Genomic DNA, 24,335 nt, shown 5'->3' with positions numbered 1-24,335 from the left:
GGCTGGGCGGGGTCAGCCTGATCAGCCAGTTGATCGGCACTGCGCTGGGCATCACTGTGGCGCTGGCCGGCGGGTTTGCGGTGTATGGTGTGATCAAGGCGCTGCATGGATTGCGCCTGAGTCAGGAAGAGGAGTATTACGGCGCGGACCTGTCGATCCACAAGATCGGCGCCGTGAGCCAGGACTGACTCAGGTCTTTTCATGGTCGGCGGCATCATGGCAGGGGCCGCAATGGCTCGACGGTTTTTCGGGGCAGGCCTAGAATGATCACTTCATTTTCTGGTTGAGCGCTCATGCTTCCCGAATGTCAGCTGTTCGGCACCCTTGGATGCCATCTCTGTGAAGTAGCCGAAGCCATGTTGATGGAATTCGTCGAGCGCGGCCTGCTGGTGGAGCTGGTGGATATCGCTGACGATGAAACATGGTTCGCAGCCTACAGTCTGCGAATTCCGGTGTTGCGGCGAGTCGATACCGGTGCTGAACTGGGCTGGCCTTTCAGTGCCGATCAGGTGGTGGCGTTCCTGGGTTGAGCGGGTTTTGCGTTCGTGGCGTGTCCCGCCTGTCGAACTTTACGATTGATCCCCTTGGCTTATTCGGCGTTGATCGGATACTGTATGCGCATACAGTTATTCGAAGTGCCTGTCTTGCCGTTCCTGATTTTCGGGAGTGAGCAGGCAAGCCCGGGCGTGAGAGGGATGAATCGTGGTCAATGTCGAACAGTTGAAGAATAGCGTGAACCGGATGTCCGCGGACGTCGTGCGCGAGGCTGTCCTTGAGTTGCGCCTGGATGGTCTGGTGACCGAGGGGAAAACGCCCTTCAACAAAACGCATTTCAATACCTGTTTCGCAGAAATCGAAGCCTTGTTTCAACGCGCGGGTTATCACCGGCAACTCGATGTCGTGGGTTATCAGGGATTGTTGTACGCCCTGTATGATCCCGCCCGCTGGGAGGCGGTCGATGTACTGCGCTGGCTCAAGGAGTACACCGAAGCGGCGGCGCGCGCGCAGATCACGGCTTGAGGAATCTTAGGGGGCGTTCTCAATTAGTTTTCACGCCGCGACGGGAAAACTAATTGAGAACGCCCCCTAGGTTCATTCCCCTTGCTGTTGGATAATGCCGCTCTGCACTGAGGTTAGAGCTTTCGTATGTCCACTTCTTCTTTTTCCGCGGCACACAGTCAGGCCAGTACGCTCTACTTGCCACCTGGCCCGTGGCAGACCGTTGTCGATTGCCTGTGCGAGCATTTCAGCGCCATCGGTCGTGAACAATGGCTGGACAGAATTGCCCGTGGCCGGGTCCTCGATGGGCAGGGCATGCCGATTGCCCTCGACCTGGCCTACAGGGAAGGTTTGCGGATTCATTACTTTCGCGAAGTGCCGGATGAAAAACCGATCCCGGTGATCGAGTCGATTCTGTACGCGGATGAGCATCTGGTGGTCGCCGACAAGCCGCATTTCCTGCCGGTGACCCCGGCTGGCGAATACGTCGAACAAACGCTGCTCCGGCGCTTGATCCGTCGCCTGGACAATCCGCACCTGGTGCCATTGCATCGCATCGACCGGCACACCGCGGGGCTGGTGCTGTTTTCCGCCAATCCGCAGAGTCGTTCGGCTTATCAGTCGTTGTTTCCAACCCGGCAGATCGAAAAGCGCTACGAGGCCATCGCAAGGGCGCTGCCCGGCCTGGCTTTTCCGTTGGTGCATAAAAGCCGACTGGTCGATGGCGAACCGTTCTTCCGCATGCAGGAAGGCCCGGGGGCCAGCAATACCGAGACGGCGGTCGAAGTCAGGGAGAAACAGGGGGAGCTCTGGCGTTATGGTCTTTACCCGGTGACGGGCAAGAAACATCAACTACGGGTACATATGGCGGCGTTGGGAGCCGCTATCTGCAACGACCCGTTTTACCCCGAGGTGCTCAAGGATGCGCAGGATGACTACGCCAATCCTTTGAAGTTGCTGGCTCAGGGGCTGAAGTTTATCGATCCGGTCACGGGCCAGGCGCGTGAGTTCGAGAGTGAACTCACCCTGCAATGGTGATCGGGAAGCGATCCTGAAGCGCTGTTCTCCAGGCATGAAAAAGCCCGCATCAAGCGGGCTTTTCTGTATCCGGCGGCGTCGGGATTACAGCTCCTTGACGGTCCGAACCTGATCTTTGTTGATGCGGGTCTGCTTGCCGTCGAGCTGTTCGAATTCGTAGAAACCGGAATCCTTGTCGAATTGCGGCGTGTCGACGGCCTGGATTTCGCGACCGTCATTCAAGGTGATCACTGTAGGCGATGCACAACCGGCGAGGGTGGCAAGGCCCAGTGCGAGCATGAAAGTGGCGAGGGTCCGTTGAGTCATGAGTTGTGTCTCCGAATAAGAATTCTGTGGTTGCTGAACTTGAGACGTGCAGCGTCCGCGCAAGTTCCTGATCGATATCAGTCTGACACAGTGTCATGACCGCTTAAAAGTTCCGGCGTGTTGAGATTTGCCAGTCGAGGGTCGTTGTCGGGGCATTGCAGCGCGGTCGCGCCGAGATTGCGCATCAACCGGCCAGGGCTGCGCTCACCCTCGTTCCAGGCATTTTCGAATGCTGCCCTGTGTAGCACGGGAATCACACACAACAACGGCTCCCAGTGGTGATCATGCCGCACCATCAGCGGCTTGTCCGGATGCAGGTTGGCGGCCTCGCGCATATTGCCGATCAGCGCCGCATCAATGCCCGGAACGTCACAGGGCATGACCAGCAGATGGGTATGGCGAGCAGCTTTCAGGCCTGCGCGAATACCGGCCAGCGGCCCGGGGAAGTCACCTTCATCATCGTGGACCAACTGGTCGGCGTAGGGGGCGTACTTCTCAGGGTTACGATTGCAGGAGATGATCAGGTCATCGGTCAGCGGGCGGGTCTTGCGATGCAGATGCACAATCAGCGGTTCGCCGTGCCAGTCCAGCAACCCTTTATCCCGCCCACCCATACGTTGGCCGCGGCCGCCCGCCAGGAGCAGAATGGAGCAGGGTGGCAATTGTGAATTCGTGGTCATGGCAAGCCTCCATGGGGGCGGCGAAAAAACGGAGCGCTGTGATATAACACCGGGCTGTTTCTCCTACAACTGGACGAGCCTATGAAAGCCAAGGCTGATGTACCTTTCGCACCGCTGAATATTGCAGTGCTGACTGTCAGCGATACCCGCACGCTGGAAACCGACACCTCAGGTCAGGTCTTTGTCGATGGCTTGACCGCTGCCGGTCATTACCTGGCCGCCCGGGTGTTGCTCAAAGATGACCTCTACAAAATTCGCGCGCAAGTCGCCAACTGGATTGCCGACGATGTCGTGCAGGTGGTGCTGATCACCGGCGGCACCGGTTTTACCGGACGTGACAGCACGCCGGAAGCCGTCGCGTGCCTGCTGGACAAACAGGTCGATGGGTTTGGCGAGCTGTTCCGTCAGATCTCGGTTGCCGATATCGGTACCTCGACCGTTCAGTCCCGGGCGTTGGCCGGTCTGGCCAACGGCACGCTGGTTTGCTGCTTGCCGGGCTCGACCAATGCCGTGCGCACCGCTTGGGACGGCATTTTGGCCGAGCAGCTGGATGCGCGGCATCGGCCGTGCAATTTCGTGCCTCATTTGAAACAGGCCGCGCCTTGTGAATCCCGTGGGTAAGCCTGGCAAGTCTGGCAGCCTGATGCCTGTCGAGCAGGCGTTGGCGCGCTTGCTGGAAATGGCCGAGGCCTCAAGGATTGTCGAGCGTGAACGCTTGCCGTTGGCGCAGGTACAGGGACGTGTACTGGCGCAAGATCTGGTATCGACGCTTGATCTGCCGCCCTGGCCCAACAGTGCCATGGATGGTTATGCCTTGCGCAGGGTCGACTGGACGGGAGAGCCGTTGCCGGTCAGTCAGAAGGTGTTTGCCGGCCAGGCCCCCGATCCGTTGCAGCCAGGAACCTGTGCGCGCATTTTCACCGGGGCGCCTGTTCCCGCCGGTGCCGATTGCGTCGAGATGCAGGAGAACGCCGAGGTTCAAGCCGATGAGCGAGTACGTTTCACTCAAGCCTTGACCCAAGGCCAGAACATCCGTCCGCAAGGCCAGGAAACCACTGTCGGCGAGCTGATTCTGCCAGCAGGTACGCAGATGGGGCCGATCGAGCAAGGATTGGCTGCCTCCCTGGGATGCGCTGAGCTGGAGGTGGTTCGAAAGGTGCGCGTGGCGGTGCTGTCTACCGGCGACGAGTTGATTGAGCCGGGGCAGACGCTGGGACCAGGACAGATCTACAACAGCAACCGGGTGTTGTTGTGCAGCTGGTTGCAGCGTTTGGGGTGTGAGGTCGTCGACGCGGGAATCCTGCCGGACAATCTGGAAACCACTCGCACCCGATTAGGTGAGTTGAAAGATGTCGACCTGATCCTCTCGACCGGTGGCGTATCGGTGGGGGAAGCCGATTTTCTGGGTATCGCCTTGCGCGAGGAGGGCGAACTGACGCTTTGGAAACTCGCCATCAAGCCCGGTAAACCGCTGACGTTCGGGCATTTTCGCGGTGTGCCGGTGATTGGCTTGCCGGGCAATCCCGCATCGACCCTCGTGACCTTTGCCTTGTTGACCAGGCCCTATCTCTTGCGTCGTCAGGGGGTAATGGACGTTGAGCCGCTGAAGGTGCAGGTGCCGGCAGGGTTTGACTGGCTCCAGCCAGGCAATCGGCGTGAGTATTTGCGCGGACGGCTGGAAAGCGGCAGGGCGACGATCTACAAAAACCAGAGTTCCGGTGTTCTGCGCAGCGCTGCCTGGGCTGATGGACTGGTAGAGGTCCTGGAAGGTCGCACGCTGGTTCAGGGCGATAGCGTTTTCTTCATTCCGCTGAGCGAAGTCCTGAGCTGATAGCTTCAGCGGCGTTGTCACACAAGACCCGGTTGATTGAGTCGGGTCTTGTGTGGGGGGCCACTCAATGGGCCAGAAGCAATGAAATAACCTGCTCGAAACGGCTATTGGCGATCCAGCCAAGGAGACAGAGGATCACGGCTGTTCCGCAGGCGGAATAGACAAGCCGGTGCCTGATGGATTTGACGTCATCCCGGGTTTCTTCAATGTCCCGGCGTATGCACTTGAGGTGTGTTTCCAGCTCGGTGACGCGAGGTTCCATATCAATTTCTCCCGTGGCTTTTGTGCTATTGCGGCATTCAGCTCGATGGCCTGTATTTTTGTTATCTGCGAGCGGCAAGACCAGGATGGCCGGTGATGCGAGGTTTTGGTGTTGCATGGCACGTCCTTGTGATGTCCAGCTGGATCCTCAAAGTCTACCAATTCAGATTTTCGGTCAATTGAGCCGATTCCTAACGTTTTGTAAGAAAAGTCCTGCCGTGTGGGGGCCAAGACTTTCCGACTGGAAATAATTCGATTTCTGGCGACTTTTACCGGAGCCTTCGCGGTCAACATCTCCCAGATGCCATTCAAACCGGGAGTGAGTAATGAGCGATCGCAAGGCGCTATTGATTCTGCATGGCAAGCAAGCGCTCAACGAGGCGGTTCGCACCGCCGTCGAAAGCCAGCGTGAGCGAGGTTGGGAGCTGGCTGTTCGATTGACCTGGGAGGCCGGCGATGCGCAAAGGCTGGTGGGCGAAGCGTTGGCGGCCGGGTATCGATACATCATTGCCGGTGGTGGCGATGGCACCTTGCGCGATATTGCCGAGGCTATGGCGCAGCATTCGATAAAAGCCAGCCTGGTATTGATGTCGCTAGGTACCGCCAATGATTTTGCGCGTGCGGCGGGTGTGTCCCTGGAACCCGATCAGGCGCTGGAGCTGCTCGATAGCGTGCCGACTGCCATTGATCTGGGGGAGGTTGATGGGCAGATATTCCTGAACATGGCGACCGGTGGGTTCGGCAGTCATGTCACAGCGAACACCCCGGAGGATCTGAAGAAAATCCTCGGCGGTGCGGCGTATCTGTTCACCGGCTTGTCACGCTTCAATGAGCTGCATACCGCGTACGGTGAATTGCAGGGGCCGGACTTTCACTGGCGCGGCGATCTGCTGGCACTGGGCATCGGCAATGGTCGGCAGGCCGGAGGCGGGCGGGAATTGTGCCCGCAGGCACTGGTTGATGACGGTTTGCTGGATATCAGCATCCTGCCGGCACCGCAGGAGGTGGTCAGTACTTTGAAAAACCTGCTGACCGAAGGCTTTGGCATCGACAGCATGTTTGTTCGGGCGCGCCTGCCCTGGGTCGAGATCAAGGTTTCGGAAGGGCTGTACATCAACCTTGATGGTGAACCGCTGGAAGGGGACAGCCTGCGTTTCTCGGTTCGCCCGGCGGCGTTACTCGTGCATCTGCCTGAGAATTCGCCGTTGTTACGCGACAGTGAAGTGCCTAGTCATCGAGGCTGATGATTTGTTCACGCACGGCAAACAACACCAGGCCGGCCACATCGTAGATCTGCAAGCGCTTCATGATCTGCGAGCGGTGGGTTTCGACGGTCTTGACGCTCAACCCCAGGCCGTTGGCGATCTCTCGGGTGGATTTTCCGCGAACGATCAACCGCAGGATTTCCAGTTGGCGTGCCGTCAGGTTGTGCGAGTCGGCAGGTTCGGGTGGGTGCTTCTGGTTTCGGGTCAGTGCCTGAGTGATCACCGTGTGGGCAATGGCCGGGCTCAGATAGCGCTCGTTGTTGCGCAAGGCTTCCAGCGCGTGCTCGAGTTCGGTCGCCGTGGTGTCCTTGAGCAGGTAGCCATGGGCTCCGGACTCCAGCGCCTGCATGATCAGGGCAGGGTCGGTGTGCATCGAGAGGATCAGGACCTTGCTCTGCGGGCGCACTCGCTTGAGTTGCTGCAAGGCTTCTAGGCCGCCGGTCTGGCGCATCGAAATATCCAGCAGGATAATATCCGGGGACAGACGCCCAACCATTTCGAGCAGCTGCGAGCCGTCACTGGCCTCACCGATGACGGCGTAGCCAGGCAGATCCATTACCAGGGCGCGCACGCCAGCCCTGATCAGCGAGTGGTCATCCACCAGTAGTAAGTTACAAGTCAATGCATAACCTTATTCGAACTGGCCCGTTCGAGCGCACGGGGCGCCCAGGGAAAAAGAGCTTCGATTTGAGTGCCTTTGCCCGGCTCGCTGGTAACGGTTAGTGTGCCGCCCAGTTGATCGATCCGTTCCGACATCCCGGCCATACCGCGCTGCCCTTCACGACCTGGGTCTGTTGCGGGCGCGAAGCCCTGACCATCATCGCTGATCTGCAACTTCAGGCCTTGAGGCAGGCGCTGCAGGCATACCAGAAGGTTCTTGGCCTGGGCATGTCGCAGGATGTTGGTGACCGCTTCCTGGGTAATACGGAAAGCCGCCACGGCCATTTCCTCCGGTATGCCGGTCAGGCGCTGCTGGCATTCCAGGCTCCAGTGCACCGGGGTGTTGGCCAGGGTCTTGAGCAGGTGCGCCCGCAGACTGGCTTCCAGCCCAAGGCTGGTCAACTGCCGGGGATTGAGAATGGCGGATACGTCACGAACTTTGGCCAGGGTTTCTTCCAGCGTGTCGCAGAGGACCGCGCATTGTCCCTGGAGCGCTTCGGGCATCCGGCGTTTGAGCCAGTCGCTTTGCAGTTTGGCGGCGGTCAGCAATTGACCGATGTCGTCATGCAGTTCGCGGCTCAGCCGGTGACGCTCGTTTTCCTGGACCTGCAACAGCCGGTCCGCCAGTTCCTGAGGCTGGAATTTGATCGATTTGCGCGAGAGGCAGTACTGCACGGCAACACTGGTCAGCGCGGCAACGTTGAGCACCAGCAATGACAGGGGCAACGGAATGGACAAGCCATGGACCAGCAAACTGCCGAGGGTCGAGCAGGCACATAGCAACAGCGTGAATAGGCGTGCATTTGCTCGGGAGGGTGGCCACGTGGCGATTGACTTGAGGCTGGCGTGCATAGCGGATGGAGCCAATGGATGTTCGCTGCGGGCTGACCGGTCATGCTGGCTGACAGGCCCCTGTTTTTTTTATGTGGAGCGCCGACGAGTTCAGCTGCGAACTGCAGCGACCTGTATTCGGCTGAGATCACACTGCCATTAATTGGCGTCAACTAACAGGCGGCATAGTAGCACCTAAGATACCGTTGGTCGCGTCCGTATGTATGTCCGAAAAGTCAGGAATCCAGTCGTTTTGACGATGCTTCCATAATGGAACAAGTGGGTTGTTGCCGTCGCAAAATGCCGGTTGTTTAAAAGTGTCGCTTATAGCTACGAAATATTCATTTGCGACATGTGCGCACTCAAGTTACAGCGCGGTATTGATAACCAAAACACGCCATGCGGCATGGTTTGGCAAGTTCAGGCCTGTCGCTCTGAATAGGATACGAGGGTGAAGGGCCTGGAGTTGACAGGTGGTTGAAACCGGCTTTGCCCGACCTGAAAGGCAAAGGCTTCGATCAGGGTGACCTGCTCGCTGTCGTCGAGACTGAGCTGTCCGGTGGTCTGGTCGATGAGTTCGAGTTGCCAGGCAACCAGGGTCAGGCAGTCTTTCAGGGCACTCAGCGCCTCGTCGTGCAGACTCATGGTGTTCTGTGCGTGGTTCAGCAGGCCATGAATATGCAGAGAAAATTCAGACACGGCCGCCAACGCCAGGGCATCAGCCTTGTTGGCCAGCTTGAGCAGTGTGCTGAGCAAACAGTCGATGGCGTCCTTGTCATTGCTGATCAACTGCAGATGACTCAGGCATTCCTCGGTTTTAGCCAGGAGTGTTTCAGCCTCGACAAGAAACCCCGTGAGACGCTGGGCCCGCTCTTTACGGTCGTTCGGCATACTTATCTCCACAACGTCATGTCAAATGAGGGGATATCGTGTGTGTCGACGAGGGCGGTCGGAACTCCGGCATTACCGAGTCGTCGGATGAACGAGTAGCGGCTGGCCCGGAAGCAGGCTGGGCAACACGAGAGGGTGGTTGGCCACTGACTTGCGATCGCACACAAAAGCCTGACTCCGTTCATGCAATGAGAATGGCGTCACATTAATGGCTATCGGATATTGCGAATATCAGGTTGCGCCTGATTATTGATAGGGGAATCCCTTACGCAGGGGAACCTTTCACTCGAACAGTGGTCGCGGGGCGCAGAAGTGCAGCAGATGTAATCGCCGCGCCAGTAAAGCATGATGTTAATGTGACATCAATGGCCGGGCGTGGCATTTTAGAGAGGGTCAAGCTTCGGCAAAAACAGCCGATAACCTTCCTTGAGTGAATTCATCCGAACAAGACCTGGAGTCATTGATGGCCGGCATTCTCGACACGGTAGACCAACGCACGCAACTGGTGGGTGAGAATCGCCTGGAAATTCTCATGTTCCGGCTCGCCGGACGGCAATTGTTCGCGATCAACGTCTTTAAAGTACAGGAAGTCCTGCAGCTGCCAAAGTTGACGCTGATGCCGCAGCGGCATCCTTTTGTGTGCGGCGTGGTCAACCTGCGTGGCCAGACCCTGCCGGTGATCGACCTTTCCCAGGCCATTGGCATGCGCCCGTTGGTGCCGGGGCCTGGCAGCACGATTATCGTCACTGAATACAACCGTTCGGTTCAGGCCTTCCTGGTCGGTGGCGTGGACCGGATCGTCAACATGAACTGGGAGGCCATCCTGCCGCCTCCGAGCAGCGCCGGTCGCCAGCACTACCTGACGGCCATCAGCAAAGTCGACGATCAACTGGTGGAAATCATCGACGTCGAAAAGGTTCTGGCCGAAATCGTCCCGTACAACGCCAAAGTCTCCCGCGACAAGCTCGAAGATCCGGTGCTGGAACGTGCCCGTGGCCGTGAGGTGCTGCTGGTGGATGACTCGAACGTGGCCCTGGCGCAATTGCGCGATACCCTGGGACAACTGGGCGTGAAGATGCATATTGCCAGCGACGGGTTGAAGGCCTTGAACATGCTCAAGGCCTGGGCTGATACCGGCGTGGACATGACCGAAAAACTGCTGATGGTCTTCACCGATGCGGAAATGCCGGAAATGGATGGCTATCGCCTGACCACCGAGATCCGTAACGACCCACGCCTGCGTGGCTTGTACGTGGTGCTGCACACCTCGCTGTCCGGCAGCTTCAACGACTCGATGGTGAAAAAGGTCGGCTGCGACAATTTCCTCTCCAAATTCCAGCCGGACAAACTCGTCGACGTGGTGCGCCAGCGTTTGATGCTCGACGAAGTACCGGCCTGATCAGGCCATGGTCAACCTGTAGGAGCGAGCTTGTTCGCGATGGTCTTGAACGATAACGCGTAAAACTAGATGCCCAGCGGCGTCCCTGGGTTTTTCGCGAGCGAGCTCGCTCCTGCAGGGTTTTTGCACTTTGATTCGCTGACCAAGCTCGTATAGGGTGGCGTTTTTACCTACCAGGGAGCTGGCCATGTTGCGTCTGAGCGCGCTGTATCGTTATCCGTTGAAATCCGGCAAGGGCGAGGTCTTGCAGCAAGTCGGCCTCGATAAGCTGGGGCTGGACGGCGATCGCCGCTGGATGCTGGTGGATGAGGCCAGCGGGCGTTTCCTGACCCAGCGGGCGGTGGCGCAGATGAGCCAGTTGTCGGCGCTGTGGAATGCCGAAGGTGGCTTGACCCTCAGCGCGCCCGGCCATTCGCCGATCGATATTGCCTTGCCCGGTAGCGATGCAGAACTGCGTGGCGTGACGATCTGGCGCGATACCTTGCGAGTCCCCGATGCAGGCGATGAAGCAGGTGCCTGGGTCAGTGAGTTCATCGGTAAACCGACGCGGCTGGTGCAAGTGCCACTGGAGCGTGCGCGTACAACCGAGGCGGGTTACGGCAAGGATGACGACCAGGTGGCGTTCGCCGACGGCTATCCGCTGTTGCTGATTGGTCAGGCCTCCCTCGAGGACTTGTCGCAACGGGTCGGGCGTCCGTTGGAGATGCTGCGTTTCCGGCCGAACCTGGTGATCGAAGGCAGTGCAGCCTTCGCCGAGGACGGCTGGAAGCGTATCCGTATCGGCGAGGTCGAGTTCCGCGTGGTCAAGTCCTGTTCACGCTGCATCCTGACCACCATTGACCCGCAAACCGGGGAGCGCAGCGATGATCGCGAACCCTTGGCCACCTTGCAGAAGTATCGCTCGCAGGCAGACGGTGCAATGTTCGGCCAGAACCTGGTCAACGACGGCAACGGACGACTCGAAGTCGGCATGCCGGTGGAGATCCTCGAGTAATTTTTGCGAAAAATAAAAAATGCCCGTGTCGAAAAACACGGGCATTTTTTATTGCAGTGAAGCCGGCGGGTTTTAGCCGCGGTATTCACACAGGTAAGCGGTGTCGACGGCGACTTTCAGCTGGAACTTGCTGTTGGCCGGCACGTTGAACTGGCTGCCGGCGGCGAAGGTTTCCCAATCGCTGCTGTCGGGCAGTTTGACGGTCAATGCGCCGCTGACCACGTGCATGATTTCACGCTGGCTGGTGCCGAATTCGTACTCGCCCGGAGCCATGACGCCGATGGTCGCTGGACCTTCTGCGGTGCCAAAGGCGATCGACTTGACGCTGGCGTCGTAGTACTCGTTGACTTTAAACATGGGCGATTCCTCGAAAAGGGCTGAATAGGGCCGGCCAGTATGCACAAGGCCCTTGGCGTCGTCACCTGTCTAAAGCGGCAGAACCAGTGGCAGCAGGCGTGCGGTATTGCGCGCATCTTCCAGCGCCCGGTGTTGTTGGCCGTTGAACTGCAAGCCGGCCAGTTGCAACGCGCCGTTTAATCCCAACGGGCGTTCCAGGCGCCTGGCCTTGGCAAAACGCTGTTTGAGGTTCATGTGCGGCACGTTGGCCAGCATGCTGGCGAGTCCCAGTTGCTGCCAATCCTGAAGCAGTTGCTTGCGATCGTAATCGCCCCAACTGGCCCAGCCCTCAAGTCGCGTGTGGTGTTGGCCGAGCCAGCGTTCGAACGCCGGCCAGACTTCGCCCAGCGGTTGCGCGGCATCGATGTTGGCTTGGGTGATGTGCGTCAGCTCGCGGCAAAACGGCGTCAGCAACGGCCGCCGCACAGGGCGGACGAAGCGCTGGAACTGGTCCAGTTCACGCCCCTTGCGGTCCACCAGAGTGGCGCCGATTTCAATGATTTCCATATCTGTTACGGGCCATCCACCCTCATCGGTGGTGGCCTCCAGATCAATGACCAGCCAATGAGGCATTGCAGGGTTCCTGGTATCCGCGTCCTGATAGCTTTGAGCGTAGCCAACCCCGGCGGTTCCGCCTAGCGCCTTATTCGACCTCCAATAGAATCTGCCGGTTTTTCACCTGATCCCCGACTTTCACTTGCAAGCGCTTGAGAACACCGTCGATGCCCGATTTCAATGGGTGCTCCATTTTCATCGCCTCCAGTACCACCAGCAGTTGGCCCTTGGTCACCTGGCTGCCTTCGTTGACCAGGACGTCGACAATCGCCCCGTCCATCGGTGCCTTGAGGGTGCCGGAGCTGACACTGGCCTGGCCGGTAACCTGCGCCTGAGTGCGATCCACGAATTGCAGACTGCCCGGTCGGGTAAACAGCCAAAGACGCCCGGCCTCCAGGCGATAAGCGTGGCGTTGGCGAACGCCTTCGATTTCCAGGGTGGCCCAGCGTCCGTCGCTGTGGATGATCTTCAATTCGAGGCTGCGCTCGGCGACCTGAATGCGCAACGGCTCGCCCGGGATCGCCTGCAACGCTACCGGCCAGTCCTGATCCTCAAGGCCGATGCGATAGTGCAGCGGCACGCTGGCGTTGTTGCGCCAACCGCCAAGCGGGGCCAGGTGAGCCTGCGCCGCAGCCTGATAGAACAGGGCGGCGGCGATGGCCAAGTGGTGTGCGCCAGGGGTTTCGGGATGCAGGCAGGCGTGATCGGTGAAGTGCTGCGCGATGAACCCGGTATTGAAATCACCGCTGGCGAACTGCGGATGTTCCAGCAGGCTGGCAAGCAGGCGTTGATTGCTTTGCAGCCCCAGCAGCACGCTGTCCTGGACCGCCCGCAGCAATTTGCGCCGGGCTTCTTCGCGGGTGGCACCGTGGGCGATGAGCTTGCCGAGCATCGGGTCGTAGAAAGGACTGATGACCTGGCCTTCGATCAGGCCGTGGTCGATCCGCACGCCGTCCTGCAATGCCGGTTCCCAAGCCACGACGCGCCCGGTTTGCGGCAGGAAACTCTGGGCCGGGTCTTCGGCATACAGGCGCACTTCCATGGCGTGGCCCGTGAGTTGCACCTGTTCCTGGCGCAAGGGCAGCGGTTGCCCTTCGGCGATGCTCAACTGCCAGGCCACCAGATCCAGCCCGGTGATCAGTTCGGTCACCGGGTGCTCCACTTGCAGCCGGGTGTTCATCTCCAGGAAGTAGAACTGCCCGCGCGCATCCAGCAGAAACTCCACGGTGCCCGCGCCGACGTACTTTACCGCTCGCCCGGCCTTGAGCGCCGCTTCGCCCATGGCCTGGCGCAGCTCGGCGGTCATCACCGGGCAGGGCGCTTCCTCGATGACTTTCTGATGCCGGCGCTGCACTGAACAATCGCGCTCGCCGAGGTAAATGAGGTTGCCATGCCGGTCACCGAACAGCTGGACCTCGACGTGACGGGGTTCGACCAGTGCCTGTTCGAGGATCAGTTCAGCGCTGCCAAAACCGTTCAGGGCTTCGGAGCGCGCGGTGCGAATCTGTTCCAGCAAGTCGCTGGCGTCGTGCACCAGGCGCATACCGCGTCCCCCGCCGCCGGCGCTGGCCTTGATCATCAACGGATAGCCGATGCGCTCGGCTTCACGGCCCAAGGTGGTATCGTCCTGCCCGGCGCCTTGATAGCCGTTGATGCACGGCACACCGGCTTCGATCATGGCGATTTTCGACAGGCGCTTGCTGCCCATCAGTTCAATGGCCTCGGGGCTGGGGCCGATGAAGGTGATGCCAGCGTCCCTGCACGCGAGGGCAAACCCGGCGTTTTCCGAGAGGAAACCGTAGCCCGGATGGATCGCATCCGCGTCCGTGCGCCGGGCTGCGTCGAGGATGGCCTGGATGTTCAGGTAAGACTGTTGCACCGGGGCCGGACCGATGTTGACCGCCTCGTCGGCTATCCGCACGTGCAGTGCATCGGCGTCAGCGTCGCTGAACACGGCGACGGTGCGATAGCCCAGCGCCTGGGCCGTGCGCTGGATGCGGCAGGCGATTTCACCACGGTTGGCGATGAGGATTTTTTTGAGTCCGGGCATGGGTTGGCTCTCTGGATTTTGCGGTGTTTGTTCGGGCCTCTTCGCGAGCAAGCCCGCTCCCACAGGGTTTGTGAACGACACAAATCAACTGTGGGAGCGGGCTTGCTCGCGAAGCTTTTAAATGGCCCACCCCGGTTTGCGTTTTTGCACGAAGGCCATCGTTCCCTCGATGCCTTCGGCTCCGGTCACCGCTTCGCTGAACCATTCGGCAGCCTGATCCAGCAGGGCATCGGAGGGCTGACCCGCACTTGCCAGCAAGAGTTTTTTGGTCGCCGCATTCGCCCCCGGCGCGCAACACAACACATGGGCCAACACCTCATCGAGACGTTCGGCCAGGGCCTGCGGATCATGTTCGACAAAATGCACCAGGCCCATGCGCCGTGCCTGGTGGCCATCAAAACGCGCCGCCGTCAGGGCCAGGCGCCGGGTCTGGGTCAAGCCGATGCGTTGCACCACGAACGGTACGATCTGGGCCGGCAACAGGCCGAGACTGGTTTCCGGCAGGCCGAATTGCGCCTGGTGATCGGCCAGGGCGATATCGCTGACGCAGGCCAGGCCGAGACCGCCGCCGAGCACCGCGCCCTGCAGCACGGTAATCACCACTTGCGGAGCGTGTTGCACTTCTTGCAATAGCGCGCCGAACACCCGGTTCAGATCCCGGTGCGCAGTTGGGCCTTGAGCCCGGGCGTTGGCCATGTCCTTGATGTCACCGCCGGCACAGAAGTGCCCGCCGACGCCGCCGATCACCAGTGCGCGAACCCCTGGTTTATCGCGTACCGCGGCCAGCACCGAGCGCAACTCGGCGACCATTTGCAAGCTCATCGCATTGCGGCTTTCGGGGCGGTTGAGGGTGATGTGCAACACGCCGTTGTGCAGCTCCAGCAGCAAAGTCTGGCAAACCGGCAGGCTGTTCATTTCTTTTTCCCCGGCAGAATGCCCATGAGTTTGCAGATGATTCCCAGCATGATTTCGTCGGCGCCGCCGCCGATCGACACCAGCCGTACATCGCGGTAAGCCCGGGCCACCGGATTGTCCCACATGAAGCCCATGCCGCCCCAGTATTGCAGGCAACTGTCACTGACTTCGCGGCCCAGCCGCCCGGCCTTGAGCTTGGCCATGGAGGCCAGGCGCGTGACGTCCTGGCCTTTGATGTATTGCTCGGTGGCCTGATAGACCAGCGCCCGCAGGCATTCGATTTCGGTTTGCAGTTCCGCCAGGCGGAAGTGGATCACCTGATTGTCGATCAGCGCGTTGCCGAAGGTTTTGCGCTCCTTGCAGTATTCGATGGTGCTGTCGACGCAGTACTCCAGGCCCTTGATCATGTTGGCCGCGCCGAACAGGCGTTCCTCCTGGAACTGCAGCATCTGCATCATGAACCCCGCACCTTCATGACCGATGCGGTTGCGCTGCGGTACACGCACGTTGTCGAAAAACACCTGGGCGGTTTCCGAGCTGCGCATGCCGAGCTTGTCCAGGTGCGAACTCAAGCTGATGCCCGGTGTGTTCATCGGCACCATGATCAGCGACTTGTTGATGTGCGGTTTGTCGTCCGAGGTGTTGGCCAGCAGGCAGATGAAGTCGGCGCTCGGCGAGTTGGTGATCCACATCTTGCTGCCGTTGATCACGTAGTCGTCGCCGTCCTTGCGCGCCGTGGTTTTCAGCCCGGCGACGTCAGAGCCGGCGCCGACTTCGGAGACGCCGATGCAGCCGACCTGCTCACCGCTGATGGCCGGGCGCAGGAACTCCTCGCGCAGTTCATCGGAACCGAACCGAGCCAGCGCAGGCGTGCACATGTCGGTCTGCACGCCGATGGACATCGGAATGCCACCGCAATGGATGGTGCCGAACTCTTCGGCGGCGACGATCGAATAGCTGTAGTCGAGTCCCATGCCGCCGAATTTTTCCGGTTTCGAAATACCCAGCAATCCGAGGTCGCCGGCCTTGCGGAAGATCTCGTGGATGGGGAAGCGCCCGGCCTTTTCCCATTCCTCGACATGCGGGTTGATCTCGTGCTCGACGAACTGGCGAACGGTGCGGCGCAGTGCTTCGTGTTCCTGGGTGAAGATCATTTTTATTGTTCTCCTGATAGTCGGCTTAGAACCGCGCCACACCGAAACTGTTGGCCTGCAATGGCCGCACCTCGGCCTCGTGACAGATATCCAGCAAGTAACCCAGCAAGGTCCGGGTATCGCGCGGGTCGATCAAACCATCGTCCCAGAGGTTGGCGCTGCCATAGAGCGCCGTGGACTGGCTGTCTAGTTTCTGCGCGGTGACCTGTTCGAGCATGTCGAGCATTTTCGGATCGGGTACCAGGCCGTCCTTGGCCTGTTTGGCCTCGGTGACGATGCGCAGGACCTTGCCCGCTTGCGCGCCGCCCATCACGGCGGTACGGCTGTTGGGCCAGGCGAAGATGAAACGCGGGTCGAGACCGCGACCGCACATCGCATAGTTGCCCGCGCCGTAGGAGCCGCCAACCACGATGGTCAGCTTCGGCACCCGGGCGTTGGCCACCGCCTGAATCATCTTCGCGCCGTGCTTGATCACGCCTTGCTGTTCCGATTCGGTGCCGACCATGAACCCGGTGGTGTTGTGGAAAAACAGTAGCGGCGTCTGGCTCTGGTCGCACAGCTGGATGAACTGGGCGGCCTTGCTCGCGCCTTTTGGTGTGATCGGGCCGTTGTTGCCGATGAAGCCACAGGCGCGGCCCTGAATTTTCAGATGACCGCACAGGGTCTGCTGATCGAATTCGCCCTTGAATTCAAGAAAGTTCGAAGCGTCGGCGAGGCGGGCGATGATTTCGCGCGCGTCGTAGGGTTTTTTCGGATCATCCGGGATCAGGCCCAGCAGTTCGTCGATGGGGTAGAGCGGCTCCTCCCAGCGACGTTCGGGGAGTGGAGGCAACTGCTCGTTCCACGGCAGCAGGCTGATAATCTCGCGTACTTGTCGCACGCCATCGGCGTCGTTTTCAGCCAGGTATTCGGCGGTGCCTGCGGTTTGTGCGTGCATCTCGGCACCGCCCAATTCTTCATCGGTGGCAACTTCGCCGGTCGCGGCTTTGAGCAGTGGGGGGCCGGCGAGAAACAGCTTGGCCTTACCACGCACCACCACCACGTAATCCGACAGCCCCGGCTGATAGGCGCCACCCGCCGTGGCGGAGCCATGCACCACGGTGACCTGGGGCAACCCCATGGCCGACATCCGCGCCTGATTGGCAAAGCTGCGCGCGCCTTCGACGAAAATTTCCGCCGCGTAATTGAGGTTGGCGCCGCCGCTTTCGGCGAGGGTGATCACTGGCAGTTTGTTTTCCATGGCGATCTGTTGCAGGCGCAGGGATTTCTTCAAGCCGCTGGGGGAGATGGTCCCGCCCCTGATCGCGCTGTTGTTCGCCACCACCAGCACGCGCACGCCGGACACGTAGCCGATACCGGCGATCAAGCCGCCACCGGCGGAGCTGCCATCCTTGTCGTCGTGCAGCTTGTAGCCGGCCAGGCTGGCCAGTTCGAGAAACGGTGCGCCGGGGTCCAGCAGCAGATTGAGGCGCTCCCGGGGCAGCAACTGGCCGCGTTTTTCGAACTTCGGCCTGGCTTCGGCGGCCTTGTTCAGCAGGTTCTGTTCGAGCACGCGAACTTGCTCGATGGCGCTCAGCATCGCCGCATGATTCTGGGCGAACGACTCGCTGTGGGGGTCGAGTTGCGACTGAATCACCGGCATGGGTTATTCCTTGTCCTTCAACACGTCTGGTATGTAGGCGCGGTGGAAACCGTTGTACGACTCGCTGTTGGTCGCCTTGTGGATCGGCCAGGCGCGGCCGCCGAGGCTGGCGGCGCCGTCGATGCGCAAGGTGCTGCCGCTGACAAACGCCGCTGCCGGGCTGAGCAGGAAAACTATCGCCGCGCTGACTTCCGATTCGGTGCCGATGCGCTTGAGCGGCACGTGTTCGCGCAGGGTCGGGATCACGGCCTTGAAGGCGCCTTCGTAGGTGTCCATGCCGCTGGAGGCAATCCAGCCCGGCGCCACGGCGTTGACTCGCACCCCGGCATGCCCCCATTCGTACGCGGCGGTCTTGGTCAGGTTGTCCATGCCCGAACGTGCCGCGCCGGAGTGGCCCATACCGGGCATGCCGCCCCACATGTCGGCGAGCATGTTGACGATGGCCCCGCCGTGCTTGCTCATGGACTGGTTGAACACTTCCCGGGCCATCAGGAAGCCGCCCACCAGATTGGTACGCATCACGGTTTCGAAACCCTTCTGATTGATCGAGGCCAGGGGCGAGGGGTACTGCCCGCCAGCATTGTTGACCAGGCCGTGGATCGGACCGTGCTTGCGGATAAGCTCGCTGACCAGATGCGTCACCGCTTCTTCCTCGCGGATATCACAGGTGCTCCAGTCGGCTTTGCCGCCGTCGTCGGCGATCTCCGCCGCAACGGTTTTCAGCTTGTCGGCATTGCGCCCGACCAGCAGCACATGGGCGCCGAGGGCCGCCAGTTCGTGGGCAGTACAGCGGCCGATGCCACTGCCGCCACCGGTGACGATGATGTTTTGGCCAGCAAACAAATCGGCTTTGAAAATCGAATCGTAGGCCATGGCGGCAATCCTCTAGTTGAACTGGTCGGCGATGCGCTGCGGCACCGGGATCTGGATTTCCAGCAGTTGCTGGGCGAAGGCCTTGCCTTGTGGATCGATTCGCAGGCTGGCGACACCACCGCCGCCGAGGGCGTTTTCCAGCAGGAAATTCAGGCTGTGGCTGGCGGGCAAGTACCAGCGCTCAACCCGTCCGTGGATTGGATCGAGGACGTGGCCCATCCAGTCGACGATCACTTCCGGGGTCAGGGCTTCGGCGATCCATGGCAGGAATTCGGGCTCGCGGGCCATGACGCCGATATTGCTGTGGTTGCCTTTGTCGCCAGAGCGGGCGACCGCCAGTTTGACCAGGGCCACACTGGCGTCGGCCAGGCCATCCGGTTTCGGTGGCGCGAGCAGGGCTGGCAGGTCCAGCGGGTCGAGCACATCGAGGGCGGGCAGGGCACACCGGTGGCGCTGGCCCATGAAATCAATGTCCAGCGTGCAGGCGGTTTTGTCGATCAGGAACGAGAACAGCCGGATCAGCGGGTACACCGTCGGCCGGCCACCGACAATGCCGGTCAGCCCCGGCGCCATGCCGGTGGCGGCCTGGGCGATTTCCCGGGAGAACACGACCAATGCCTGCTTGTCCGGATGGCGCACCGCGAGCTTGATCACCACTTCGCGGCTGTCCTGACGCTGGCCGTGGGGGCCGTAGGTGGCCTCGCTGCCCAGCAACTCGATATTCACCTCGCTGTACGGCGCCCAGCCGCGCTGGCGGAACATTCCCGAGGTCTTGTTGATGATCGCATCGCCGACACGCCGCGCCTTGTCGACGGCATCGATGCCGGCGATCAGGCAACTGGCGGTGCAGCGAAAACCATCGAGGTACGTGGCGCTGACTTTGTATTGAGCGGTCGGCGGCAGGCCTTTGGCACCGTGCACCTGCACCGCGTTCTTGCCTTGTTGCAGCAGTTTGACCTGAGTGAAATCGCACACCACGTCGGGCAGCAGATACGCGCGCGGGTCACCGATTTCGTACAGCATCTGTTCGCCCACCGTCAGCGGCGTGACCAGCCCGCCCGTACCTTCGGGTTTGCTGACGATGAACTGGCTGTCGGCGCTGACTTCGACGATGGGAAAACCGATGTGTTCGTAGTCGGGCACGTCGCGCCAGTCGGTGAAGTTACCGCCCGTGCACTGGGCGCCGCATTCGATGATGTGCCCGGCCAATGCCGCCTGGGCGAGCTTGTCGTAGTCGTGCCACGACCAGCCGAACTCATGCACCAGCGCGGCGCTGACCACCGCACTGTCCACCACGCGCCCGGTGATCACGATGTCCGCCCCCAGGCGCAGGGCTTCGACAATGCCGGGTGCGCCGAGGTAGGCGTTGGTCGAGACGCACATCGATGGCAGGGGGGCGCCGCTGAACATTTCATGAATGCCCAGGTTGCCCAGCTTTTTGAATTGCGGCTGCAGGTCATCACCCAGCAGCACGGCGATCTTCAGCGCCACCCCGGCCTTGTCGCAGGCCGCTTGCAGGGCGGTGGCGCAGGCTTGGGGGTTGACCCCGCCGGCATTACTGATGACCCGGATGTTTTGCTGCGCGAGTTGCCCCAGCAAGGGCGCGAGCACTTCGATGAAGTCGCCCGCATAGCCGGCCTGGGGATCTTTCATCCGCGCGCCGGCCATGATCGACAGGGTGATTTCGGCCAGGTAATCGAAGACCAGATAGTCCAGATGCCCGTGTTCCACCAGTTGCGCGGCAGCGGTCGAGGTATCGCCCCAGAAGGCGCTGGCACAACCGATGCGAATTGTTTCAGGCGCAGTCCATTCCATAGCCACCTCCAACCGAAGTGCGTCGACATTACCAAGCAAGCGCTTGGTTTGTAAATGACTTGATTATCTTCTGCCCAAGCGCTTGCTTGGTTGCATCCATGCGCTTAAATTGCCCGCGCAACCCCGCTGTTTTCGAGGGGATTGGCGTTATTGATTGAACGACTGTAGGAGAGAACGGGTGGACGAGCAAAAAGCCCTGAGGGTGATGCGCCAATTGGTGGACGACGGCCAATTGACCGACCCGGACAGCGCCCGCGGCAAATTGCTGCAAGTGGCGGCCCACCTGTTCCGCAATAAAGGCTATGAGCGCACGACCGTGCGCGACCTGGCCGGCGCCGTGGGCATTCAGTCCGGGAGCATTTTCCATCACTTCAAGAGCAAGGACGAAATCCTGCGCGCCGTGATGGAAGAAACCATACGCTACAACACTGCGTTGATGCGTGCGGCCATCGCCGAGGCCGGCAATGTGCGTGAGCAGGTGCTGGCGCTGATCCGCTGTGAATTGCAGTCGATCATGGGCGGTAGCGGCGAGGCCATGGCCGTGCTGGTCTACGAATGGCGCTCGCTGTCCGAAGAGGGCCAGGCCAGGGTCCTGGCGCTGCGGGACATCTACGAAGACATCTGGCTGCAAGTACTGGGCGAAGCCAAGGCCGCCGGGTTTATCCGCGGCGATGTGTTCATCACTCGACGGTTCCTGACCGGCGCATTGTCCTGGACCACCACCTGGTTTCGCGCCGGGGGCAGCATGACCCTCGATCAGTTGGCCGATGAGGCGTTGATTCTGGTGCTGGAAGACCGGTAATAAAGTTGTGTTGGCCAACTTTAAACTGGCTAACTGGACGAAACCGCCTAGCTTGAATGCATTGGTACCGTTTTATTAGGGGAGTGGGGACGTTTTGATGGGTTCGCCAATTCGATCAGCCTCGCGGCTTTTGCTGACGATGCTTGCGGCGTCAACGATGATGCCGTCCCAGGCTGCACAACTGGTGCGCATTGGTGCCGCGCACTTTCCTCCCTACACCGTGCGCCCGGAATCCGGGGCAGATACCGGGTTGCTGCCGCAACTGGTCGAGGCGATGAACGCATCGCAAAGCGACTACCAGTTTGTCCTGGTACCCACGTCCGTTCCCCGGCGTTTTGGTGACTTCGAGCAGGGCCGGATCGACATGGCCATCTTTGAAAATCCCGCCTGGGGTTGGGAAAAGTTCCCCCACACGGCCGTCGACATGGGGCTGGAGGACGCCGAGATTTTTGTTGCGCAACGCCTGCCCGATCGGCAGCAGAGCTATTTTGCCGACCTGAGCGGCAAGCGTCTGGCACTGTTCAGCGGCTATCACTACGAGTTCGCCAACTTCAATGCCGACCCCCTGTACCTGGCGAAAAACTACAACGCCACGCTGACCTATTCCCATGACAGCAATCTGCTGATGGTATTGCGCGGCCGGGCCGACATCGCGCTGGTCACGCGTTCGTACCTGAGCGACTACTTCCTGCGCAATGAAAAAGTTGCCAGCGAGTTGCTGGCGTCCCAACGCATCGATCAGGTCTATCACCATTACGCCATCCTGCGCCCGACGGCTCCCATCAGCGGCGAGGCATTCGCCAAGGTGCTGCAAGGCTTGCGGGACAACGGCCAGATGCTGAGGATTTTCGATCCGTACAAGATTGCCCTGGTGCCGGTCCAGCGCAACGCAGCGGCGCCACAAGTTGCCAATTGACGGTCTTTGGCTAAATTTCCCGCCCTGGCTCACGTCACTTCGTTGAACTGTCGACGATTATCGTGAGCCCGACCCATGCCCAATCTGAATGACCTGACTGCCCTGTGTCTGCCGACAGGCAGTCGTCTTGCCGCCGATGAAACCGATTGCCGCCTGAGCCTCAGCCTGGAAGGGCAACCGTTGCTTGCCCTGCGGCTGAATCGTGGCCCCGAGTTGCACGTGCAACTGGAGCAGCGTTTCAGTCGCCCTGAAGGACAGTCATTGTGGGTGGCCTGTTACTGGCTGTTCGCTCGCAACCCCGACTGTCAGCGCCTGATCTGGCAACTGCAGGACGTGCCGAACGAAGCCGTGTCCAGCGGCTTGCTGATTGCGACCCCCATCGGTGGCCAGTATCACTGCGAGCGCACCTTGTTCTGGCAGTTGCCGCAGCCTTGGCTGGGGCATTCCCTGACTGGCAGCTACCCGCAGCAAATGCTCATCACCGACGGCAAGCGTCATCCACGGCGGCCGATCAAACCCCGTGGTGAAGTGTATCAACGCTTCGATGCGCGGCTGGGTGCCCGGGTTTCCCTGCGCACGCTGGACATCGAGCAAGATCTGGTGCGCTTCAATCGTTGGCAGAACAGCCCGCGTGTCGCGAGTTTCTGGCAGGAGGAGGGCAGCCTCGAACAGCATCGCCAATACCTGAGCAAACTCGAAGCCGACCCGCACACGCTGACGCTGATCGGTTGTTTCGACAATCAGCCCTTCGCTTATTTCGAGGCCTACTGGGCCAGGGAAGATCGCATCGCGCCGTTCTACGAGGCCGGCGATTACGACCGTGGCATCCACATGCTGGTGGGCGAAGAAAATCACCGCGGTCCGCACAAGGTGGCGAGTTGGTTATCGGCGCTGGTGCATTATCTGTTTCTCGATGACCCGCGCACGCAGCGCGTGGTTGCCGAGCCGCGTGCCGATAACGCGAAGATGATCGGATACATGCAAGAGCAGCGCTTTCACTGCGAGAAAGAGTTCGACTTTCCACACAAGCGCGCGGCCCTGATGGTGTTGGGGCGGGAGCGGTTTTTTGATCGGTGCGCACTGGCCTGAGGCTTGAGGGTCAAGATTCGTTGCGGTCTTGAGTGCGCCTTCGCGAGCAAGCCCGCTCCCACATTTTCCCTGTGTTCGCAGGACACTGTGGGAGCGAGCTTGCTCGCGATGGGCGCGATGCAGATCTCGGATCTTATTGGCGAGCAGCCATATCGCCACGCTTGCCCGACACCTTGCGGCAGTGCACCAGCGCATCACGGATCATGAAGTTCACCAGGGTCGGCGAGACGCCGAGTTCCTTGGCGATGTCTTTTTGCGGTACGCCGTGCAGGCGGTACATCTCGAAGGCGTAGCGGGTGCGGCTCGGCAACTCGGTCAACGCATCGGCGATGTGCTCCAGCGTCGAGAAATTGATGTGCGACGTTTCCGGTGACGCACCCTGGATCACCACATTCAGCCCTTCCTCTTCAGGGCCGGAATACTTCTGCTCCAGCGCCTGTTTGCGGTAGTGGTCGATCGCCAGGTTGCGCACGATCTGGAACAGGTAGCTGAGCTGAGCCTTGATCGAACTGGTGATGGGCGGGGCCGATTGCAGCCGGAAGAATGCATCCTGCACAACATCTTCGGCACGTGAGCGGCAACCGGTAATTCGGGCTGCGATCTTCACCAGAATCAATCGATTGTCGACGAATGCCTGAAGTAGCGGTGTATCGCACCTGCTTGTGGATACTGGTTCCATCATGGAAATCACCTTGCTGCCAAAAGGTTAGTGGGACGGCGAATGAGCCGGGGGGCCGTCCTACACATCGAGCGACAAATTAGGCTTAATGATAATGATTGTCAAATGAGAAAAAGAACTAATGCGTTACAAAGGTAAAGAGTGAGAACTGCGACACGCTGACTCACTTCAGTCCGCTTTGCGTTCCAGCCTGGCGACTAATTATTTCCAGACGTCATCCGTTCTCATTGGTGAATTGCACAGCGCAACCCTCATCACCCTGTAGGAGCGAGCTCGCTCGCGATGGTCGTCAAC

Annotated in this window: 26 protein-coding genes and 1 pseudogene; 12 read left to right on the top strand and 15 right to left on the bottom strand. The window is 60.3% G+C overall.

The window, feature by feature from the left end:
- The 4 genes and pseudogenes from KGB29_RS16005 to KGB29_RS15990 all read left to right on the top strand — a co-directional run.
- Positions 1-188: pseudogene (locus tag KGB29_RS16005) on the top strand (ammonium transporter); the annotation flags it as partial.
- A gap of 105 nt (positions 189-293) precedes the next feature.
- Complete coding sequence (locus tag KGB29_RS16000) at positions 294-530, top strand: glutaredoxin family protein (RefSeq protein ID WP_057713838.1); 237 nt, start codon at positions 294-296, stop codon at positions 528-530.
- A gap of 172 nt (positions 531-702) precedes the next feature.
- Positions 703-1,020, top strand: a complete 318-nt coding sequence (locus KGB29_RS15995) for a transcriptional regulator (RefSeq protein WP_102672095.1) — start codon at positions 703-705, stop codon at positions 1,018-1,020.
- Between the two features lie 126 nt (positions 1,021-1,146).
- The gene (locus KGB29_RS15990) at positions 1,147-2,037 is read left to right on the top strand and encodes a pseudouridine synthase (protein ID WP_150812303.1); all 891 of its coding nucleotides are present in this window, start codon (positions 1,147-1,149) and stop codon (positions 2,035-2,037) included.
- Positions 2,038-2,121: 84 nt separating this feature from the next.
- On the opposite strand, the gene KGB29_RS15985 is transcribed toward KGB29_RS15990, so the two are convergent.
- Both KGB29_RS15985 and mobA read right to left on the bottom strand, forming a co-directional pair.
- Positions 2,122-2,343 carry a YgdI/YgdR family lipoprotein gene (locus KGB29_RS15985; protein ID WP_007994800.1) on the bottom strand — a complete coding sequence of 74 codons (222 nt, stop codon included), beginning with the start codon at positions 2,341-2,343 and terminating at the stop codon, positions 2,122-2,124.
- A 77-nt stretch (positions 2,344-2,420) separates the two neighbouring features.
- The gene (gene mobA, locus KGB29_RS15980; RefSeq protein WP_057713841.1) at positions 2,421-3,023 is read right to left on the bottom strand and encodes a molybdenum cofactor guanylyltransferase MobA; all 603 of its coding nucleotides are present in this window, start codon (positions 3,021-3,023) and stop codon (positions 2,421-2,423) included.
- Positions 3,024-3,104: 81 nt separating this feature from the next.
- On the opposite strand from mobA, the gene moaB reads away from it, so the two are divergent.
- A complete protein-coding gene (gene moaB / locus KGB29_RS15975) occupies positions 3,105-3,644 on the top strand; it encodes a molybdenum cofactor biosynthesis protein B (RefSeq protein WP_090457038.1) in 540 nt (179 codons plus the stop codon).
- A complete protein-coding gene (gene glp, locus KGB29_RS15970) occupies positions 3,628-4,854 on the top strand; it encodes a gephyrin-like molybdotransferase Glp (protein ID WP_150812304.1) in 1,227 nt (408 codons plus the stop codon). Before moaB ends, glp begins: the two co-directional genes overlap by 17 nt.
- Before the next feature lie 64 nt (positions 4,855-4,918).
- On the opposite strand, the gene KGB29_RS15965 is transcribed toward glp, so the two are convergent.
- Entirely contained in the window at positions 4,919-5,233 is a 315-nt protein-coding gene (locus KGB29_RS15965; protein ID WP_223503867.1) for a hypothetical protein, read from the bottom strand.
- A 208-nt stretch (positions 5,234-5,441) separates the two neighbouring features.
- On the opposite strand from KGB29_RS15965, the gene yegS reads away from it, so the two are divergent.
- Positions 5,442-6,359 carry a lipid kinase YegS gene (yegS, locus tag KGB29_RS15960; RefSeq protein WP_150812305.1) on the top strand — a complete coding sequence of 306 codons (918 nt, stop codon included), beginning with the start codon at positions 5,442-5,444 and terminating at the stop codon, positions 6,357-6,359.
- Here the strand turns inward: yegS and KGB29_RS15955 are convergent.
- The 3 genes from KGB29_RS15955 to KGB29_RS15945 all read right to left on the bottom strand — a co-directional run bounded on the left by KGB29_RS15955 (position 6,343) and on the right by KGB29_RS15945 (position 8,762).
- Positions 6,343-7,002, bottom strand: a complete 660-nt coding sequence (locus KGB29_RS15955; RefSeq protein ID WP_150812306.1) for a response regulator transcription factor — start codon at positions 7,000-7,002, stop codon at positions 6,343-6,345. The two genes, yegS and KGB29_RS15955, sit on opposite strands and share 17 nt — an antisense overlap.
- Entirely contained in the window at positions 6,999-7,892 is an 894-nt protein-coding gene (locus KGB29_RS15950; protein WP_150812343.1) for a sensor histidine kinase, read from the bottom strand. The genes KGB29_RS15955 and KGB29_RS15950 overlap by 4 nt, the downstream gene beginning before the upstream one ends.
- Before the next feature lie 399 nt (positions 7,893-8,291).
- Entirely contained in the window at positions 8,292-8,762 is a 471-nt protein-coding gene (locus tag KGB29_RS15945; protein WP_150812307.1) for a hypothetical protein, read from the bottom strand.
- Positions 8,763-9,225: 463 nt separating this feature from the next.
- Between KGB29_RS15945 and KGB29_RS15940 the strand changes: the two genes are divergently transcribed.
- Both KGB29_RS15940 and KGB29_RS15935 read left to right on the top strand, forming a co-directional pair.
- Complete coding sequence (locus tag KGB29_RS15940) at positions 9,226-10,161, top strand: chemotaxis protein CheV (protein ID WP_007973464.1); 936 nt, start codon at positions 9,226-9,228, stop codon at positions 10,159-10,161.
- 187 nt (positions 10,162-10,348) lie between these two features.
- The gene (locus KGB29_RS15935; protein WP_150812308.1) at positions 10,349-11,155 is read left to right on the top strand and encodes an MOSC domain-containing protein; all 807 of its coding nucleotides are present in this window, start codon (positions 10,349-10,351) and stop codon (positions 11,153-11,155) included.
- 72 nt (positions 11,156-11,227) lie between these two features.
- Here the strand turns inward: KGB29_RS15935 and KGB29_RS15930 are convergent, their stop codons facing one another.
- The 8 genes from KGB29_RS15930 to KGB29_RS15895 all read right to left on the bottom strand — a co-directional run bounded on the left by KGB29_RS15930 (position 11,228) and on the right by KGB29_RS15895 (position 20,555).
- Positions 11,228-11,512 carry a pyrimidine/purine nucleoside phosphorylase gene (locus tag KGB29_RS15930; RefSeq protein ID WP_150812309.1) on the bottom strand — a complete coding sequence of 95 codons (285 nt, stop codon included), beginning with the start codon at positions 11,510-11,512 and terminating at the stop codon, positions 11,228-11,230.
- Positions 11,513-11,581: 69 nt separating this feature from the next.
- The gene (locus KGB29_RS15925) at positions 11,582-12,124 is read right to left on the bottom strand and encodes an exonuclease domain-containing protein (RefSeq protein ID WP_057713849.1); all 543 of its coding nucleotides are present in this window, start codon (positions 12,122-12,124) and stop codon (positions 11,582-11,584) included.
- A 70-nt stretch (positions 12,125-12,194) separates the two neighbouring features.
- Positions 12,195-14,156 carry an acetyl/propionyl/methylcrotonyl-CoA carboxylase subunit alpha gene (locus tag KGB29_RS15920; protein ID WP_150812310.1) on the bottom strand — a complete coding sequence of 654 codons (1,962 nt, stop codon included), beginning with the start codon at positions 14,154-14,156 and terminating at the stop codon, positions 12,195-12,197.
- Between the two features lie 117 nt (positions 14,157-14,273).
- Positions 14,274-15,071: an enoyl-CoA hydratase/isomerase family protein gene (locus KGB29_RS15915; RefSeq protein ID WP_150812311.1), complete on the bottom strand. Its 798-nt coding sequence runs from the start codon at positions 15,069-15,071 to the stop codon at positions 14,274-14,276.
- Positions 15,068-16,225: a citronellyl-CoA dehydrogenase gene (atuD, locus tag KGB29_RS15910; protein WP_008049124.1), complete on the bottom strand. Its 1,158-nt coding sequence runs from the start codon at positions 16,223-16,225 to the stop codon at positions 15,068-15,070. The genes KGB29_RS15915 and atuD overlap by 4 nt, the downstream gene beginning before the upstream one ends.
- Before the next feature lie 25 nt (positions 16,226-16,250).
- Positions 16,251-17,867, bottom strand: a complete 1,617-nt coding sequence (atuC, locus tag KGB29_RS15905) for a geranyl-CoA carboxylase subunit beta (protein ID WP_218543358.1) — start codon at positions 17,865-17,867, stop codon at positions 16,251-16,253.
- 3 nt (positions 17,868-17,870) lie between these two features.
- Positions 17,871-18,740: an SDR family oxidoreductase gene (locus KGB29_RS15900; RefSeq protein ID WP_057713854.1), complete on the bottom strand. Its 870-nt coding sequence runs from the start codon at positions 18,738-18,740 to the stop codon at positions 17,871-17,873.
- Positions 18,741-18,752: 12 nt separating this feature from the next.
- Positions 18,753-20,555, bottom strand: coding sequence for an acyclic terpene utilization AtuA family protein (locus tag KGB29_RS15895; RefSeq protein ID WP_150812313.1), 1,803 nt, complete (start codon positions 20,553-20,555; stop codon positions 18,753-18,755).
- A gap of 178 nt (positions 20,556-20,733) precedes the next feature.
- Here KGB29_RS15895 and KGB29_RS15890 point away from each other — a divergent pair, with 178 nt between their 5' ends.
- The 3 genes from KGB29_RS15890 (at position 20,734) to KGB29_RS15880 (ending at position 23,362) form a co-directional block, all read left to right on the top strand.
- Entirely contained in the window at positions 20,734-21,357 is a 624-nt protein-coding gene (locus KGB29_RS15890) for a TetR/AcrR family transcriptional regulator (protein ID WP_150812314.1), read from the top strand.
- A 97-nt stretch (positions 21,358-21,454) separates the two neighbouring features.
- The gene (locus tag KGB29_RS15885; protein WP_150812315.1) at positions 21,455-22,273 is read left to right on the top strand and encodes a substrate-binding periplasmic protein; all 819 of its coding nucleotides are present in this window, start codon (positions 21,455-21,457) and stop codon (positions 22,271-22,273) included.
- Between the two features lie 75 nt (positions 22,274-22,348).
- Positions 22,349-23,362 carry a GNAT family N-acetyltransferase gene (locus KGB29_RS15880; protein WP_150812316.1) on the top strand — a complete coding sequence of 338 codons (1,014 nt, stop codon included), beginning with the start codon at positions 22,349-22,351 and terminating at the stop codon, positions 23,360-23,362.
- A 133-nt stretch (positions 23,363-23,495) separates the two neighbouring features.
- Here KGB29_RS15880 and KGB29_RS15875 read toward each other — a convergent pair whose 3' ends face one another.
- The gene (locus tag KGB29_RS15875) at positions 23,496-24,044 is read right to left on the bottom strand and encodes an RNA polymerase factor sigma-70 (RefSeq protein WP_046040580.1); all 549 of its coding nucleotides are present in this window, start codon (positions 24,042-24,044) and stop codon (positions 23,496-23,498) included.
- Between the last annotated feature and the right edge of the window lie 291 nt (positions 24,045-24,335).

Source organism: Pseudomonas sp. BF-B-30 (assembly GCF_019956305.1).
GTDB lineage: Bacteria > Pseudomonadota > Gammaproteobacteria > Pseudomonadales > Pseudomonadaceae > Aquipseudomonas > Aquipseudomonas jessenii.
Note: the sequence above shows the minus strand (reverse complement) of the source record. Positions and strands in the feature narration are given on the sequence as shown.

Coding starts and splice junctions, on each gene's coding strand:
- KGB29_RS15985 (WP_007994800.1), bottom strand. CDS start 2,343: ATGACTCAACGGACCCTCGCCACTTTCATGCTCGCACTGGGCCTTGCC.
- KGB29_RS15900 (WP_057713854.1), bottom strand. CDS start 18,740: ATGGCCTACGATTCGATTTTCAAAGCCGATTTGTTTGCTGGCCAAAAC.
- KGB29_RS16000 (WP_057713838.1), top strand. CDS start 294: ATGCTTCCCGAATGTCAGCTGTTCGGCACCCTTGGATGCCATCTCTGT.
- mobA (WP_057713841.1), bottom strand. CDS start 3,023: ATGACCACGAATTCACAATTGCCACCCTGCTCCATTCTGCTCCTGGCG.
- KGB29_RS15920 (WP_150812310.1), bottom strand. CDS start 14,156: ATGCCCGGACTCAAAAAAATCCTCATCGCCAACCGTGGTGAAATCGCC.
- KGB29_RS15935 (WP_150812308.1), top strand. CDS start 10,349: ATGTTGCGTCTGAGCGCGCTGTATCGTTATCCGTTGAAATCCGGCAAG.
- KGB29_RS15950 (WP_150812343.1), bottom strand. CDS start 7,892: ATGCACGCCAGCCTCAAGTCAATCGCCACGTGGCCACCCTCCCGAGCA.
- KGB29_RS15925 (WP_057713849.1), bottom strand. CDS start 12,124: ATGCCTCATTGGCTGGTCATTGATCTGGAGGCCACCACCGATGAGGGT.
- KGB29_RS15915 (WP_150812311.1), bottom strand. CDS start 15,071: ATGAACAGCCTGCCGGTTTGCCAGACTTTGCTGCTGGAGCTGCACAAC.
- KGB29_RS15895 (WP_150812313.1), bottom strand. CDS start 20,555: ATGGAATGGACTGCGCCTGAAACAATTCGCATCGGTTGTGCCAGCGCC.
- KGB29_RS15880 (WP_150812316.1), top strand. CDS start 22,349: ATGCCCAATCTGAATGACCTGACTGCCCTGTGTCTGCCGACAGGCAGT.
- KGB29_RS15875 (WP_046040580.1), bottom strand. CDS start 24,044: ATGATGGAACCAGTATCCACAAGCAGGTGCGATACACCGCTACTTCAG.
- KGB29_RS15945 (WP_150812307.1), bottom strand. CDS start 8,762: ATGCCGAACGACCGTAAAGAGCGGGCCCAGCGTCTCACGGGGTTTCTT.
- KGB29_RS15885 (WP_150812315.1), top strand. CDS start 21,455: ATGGGTTCGCCAATTCGATCAGCCTCGCGGCTTTTGCTGACGATGCTT.
- atuC (WP_218543358.1), bottom strand. CDS start 17,867: ATGCCGGTGATTCAGTCGCAACTCGACCCCCACAGCGAGTCGTTCGCC.
- atuD (WP_008049124.1), bottom strand. CDS start 16,225: ATGATCTTCACCCAGGAACACGAAGCACTGCGCCGCACCGTTCGCCAG.
- KGB29_RS15965 (WP_223503867.1), bottom strand. CDS start 5,233: ATGCAACACCAAAACCTCGCATCACCGGCCATCCTGGTCTTGCCGCTC.
- yegS (WP_150812305.1), top strand. CDS start 5,442: ATGAGCGATCGCAAGGCGCTATTGATTCTGCATGGCAAGCAAGCGCTC.
- KGB29_RS15930 (WP_150812309.1), bottom strand. CDS start 11,512: ATGTTTAAAGTCAACGAGTACTACGACGCCAGCGTCAAGTCGATCGCC.
- KGB29_RS15940 (WP_007973464.1), top strand. CDS start 9,226: ATGGCCGGCATTCTCGACACGGTAGACCAACGCACGCAACTGGTGGGT.
- KGB29_RS15990 (WP_150812303.1), top strand. CDS start 1,147: ATGTCCACTTCTTCTTTTTCCGCGGCACACAGTCAGGCCAGTACGCTC.
- moaB (WP_090457038.1), top strand. CDS start 3,105: ATGAAAGCCAAGGCTGATGTACCTTTCGCACCGCTGAATATTGCAGTG.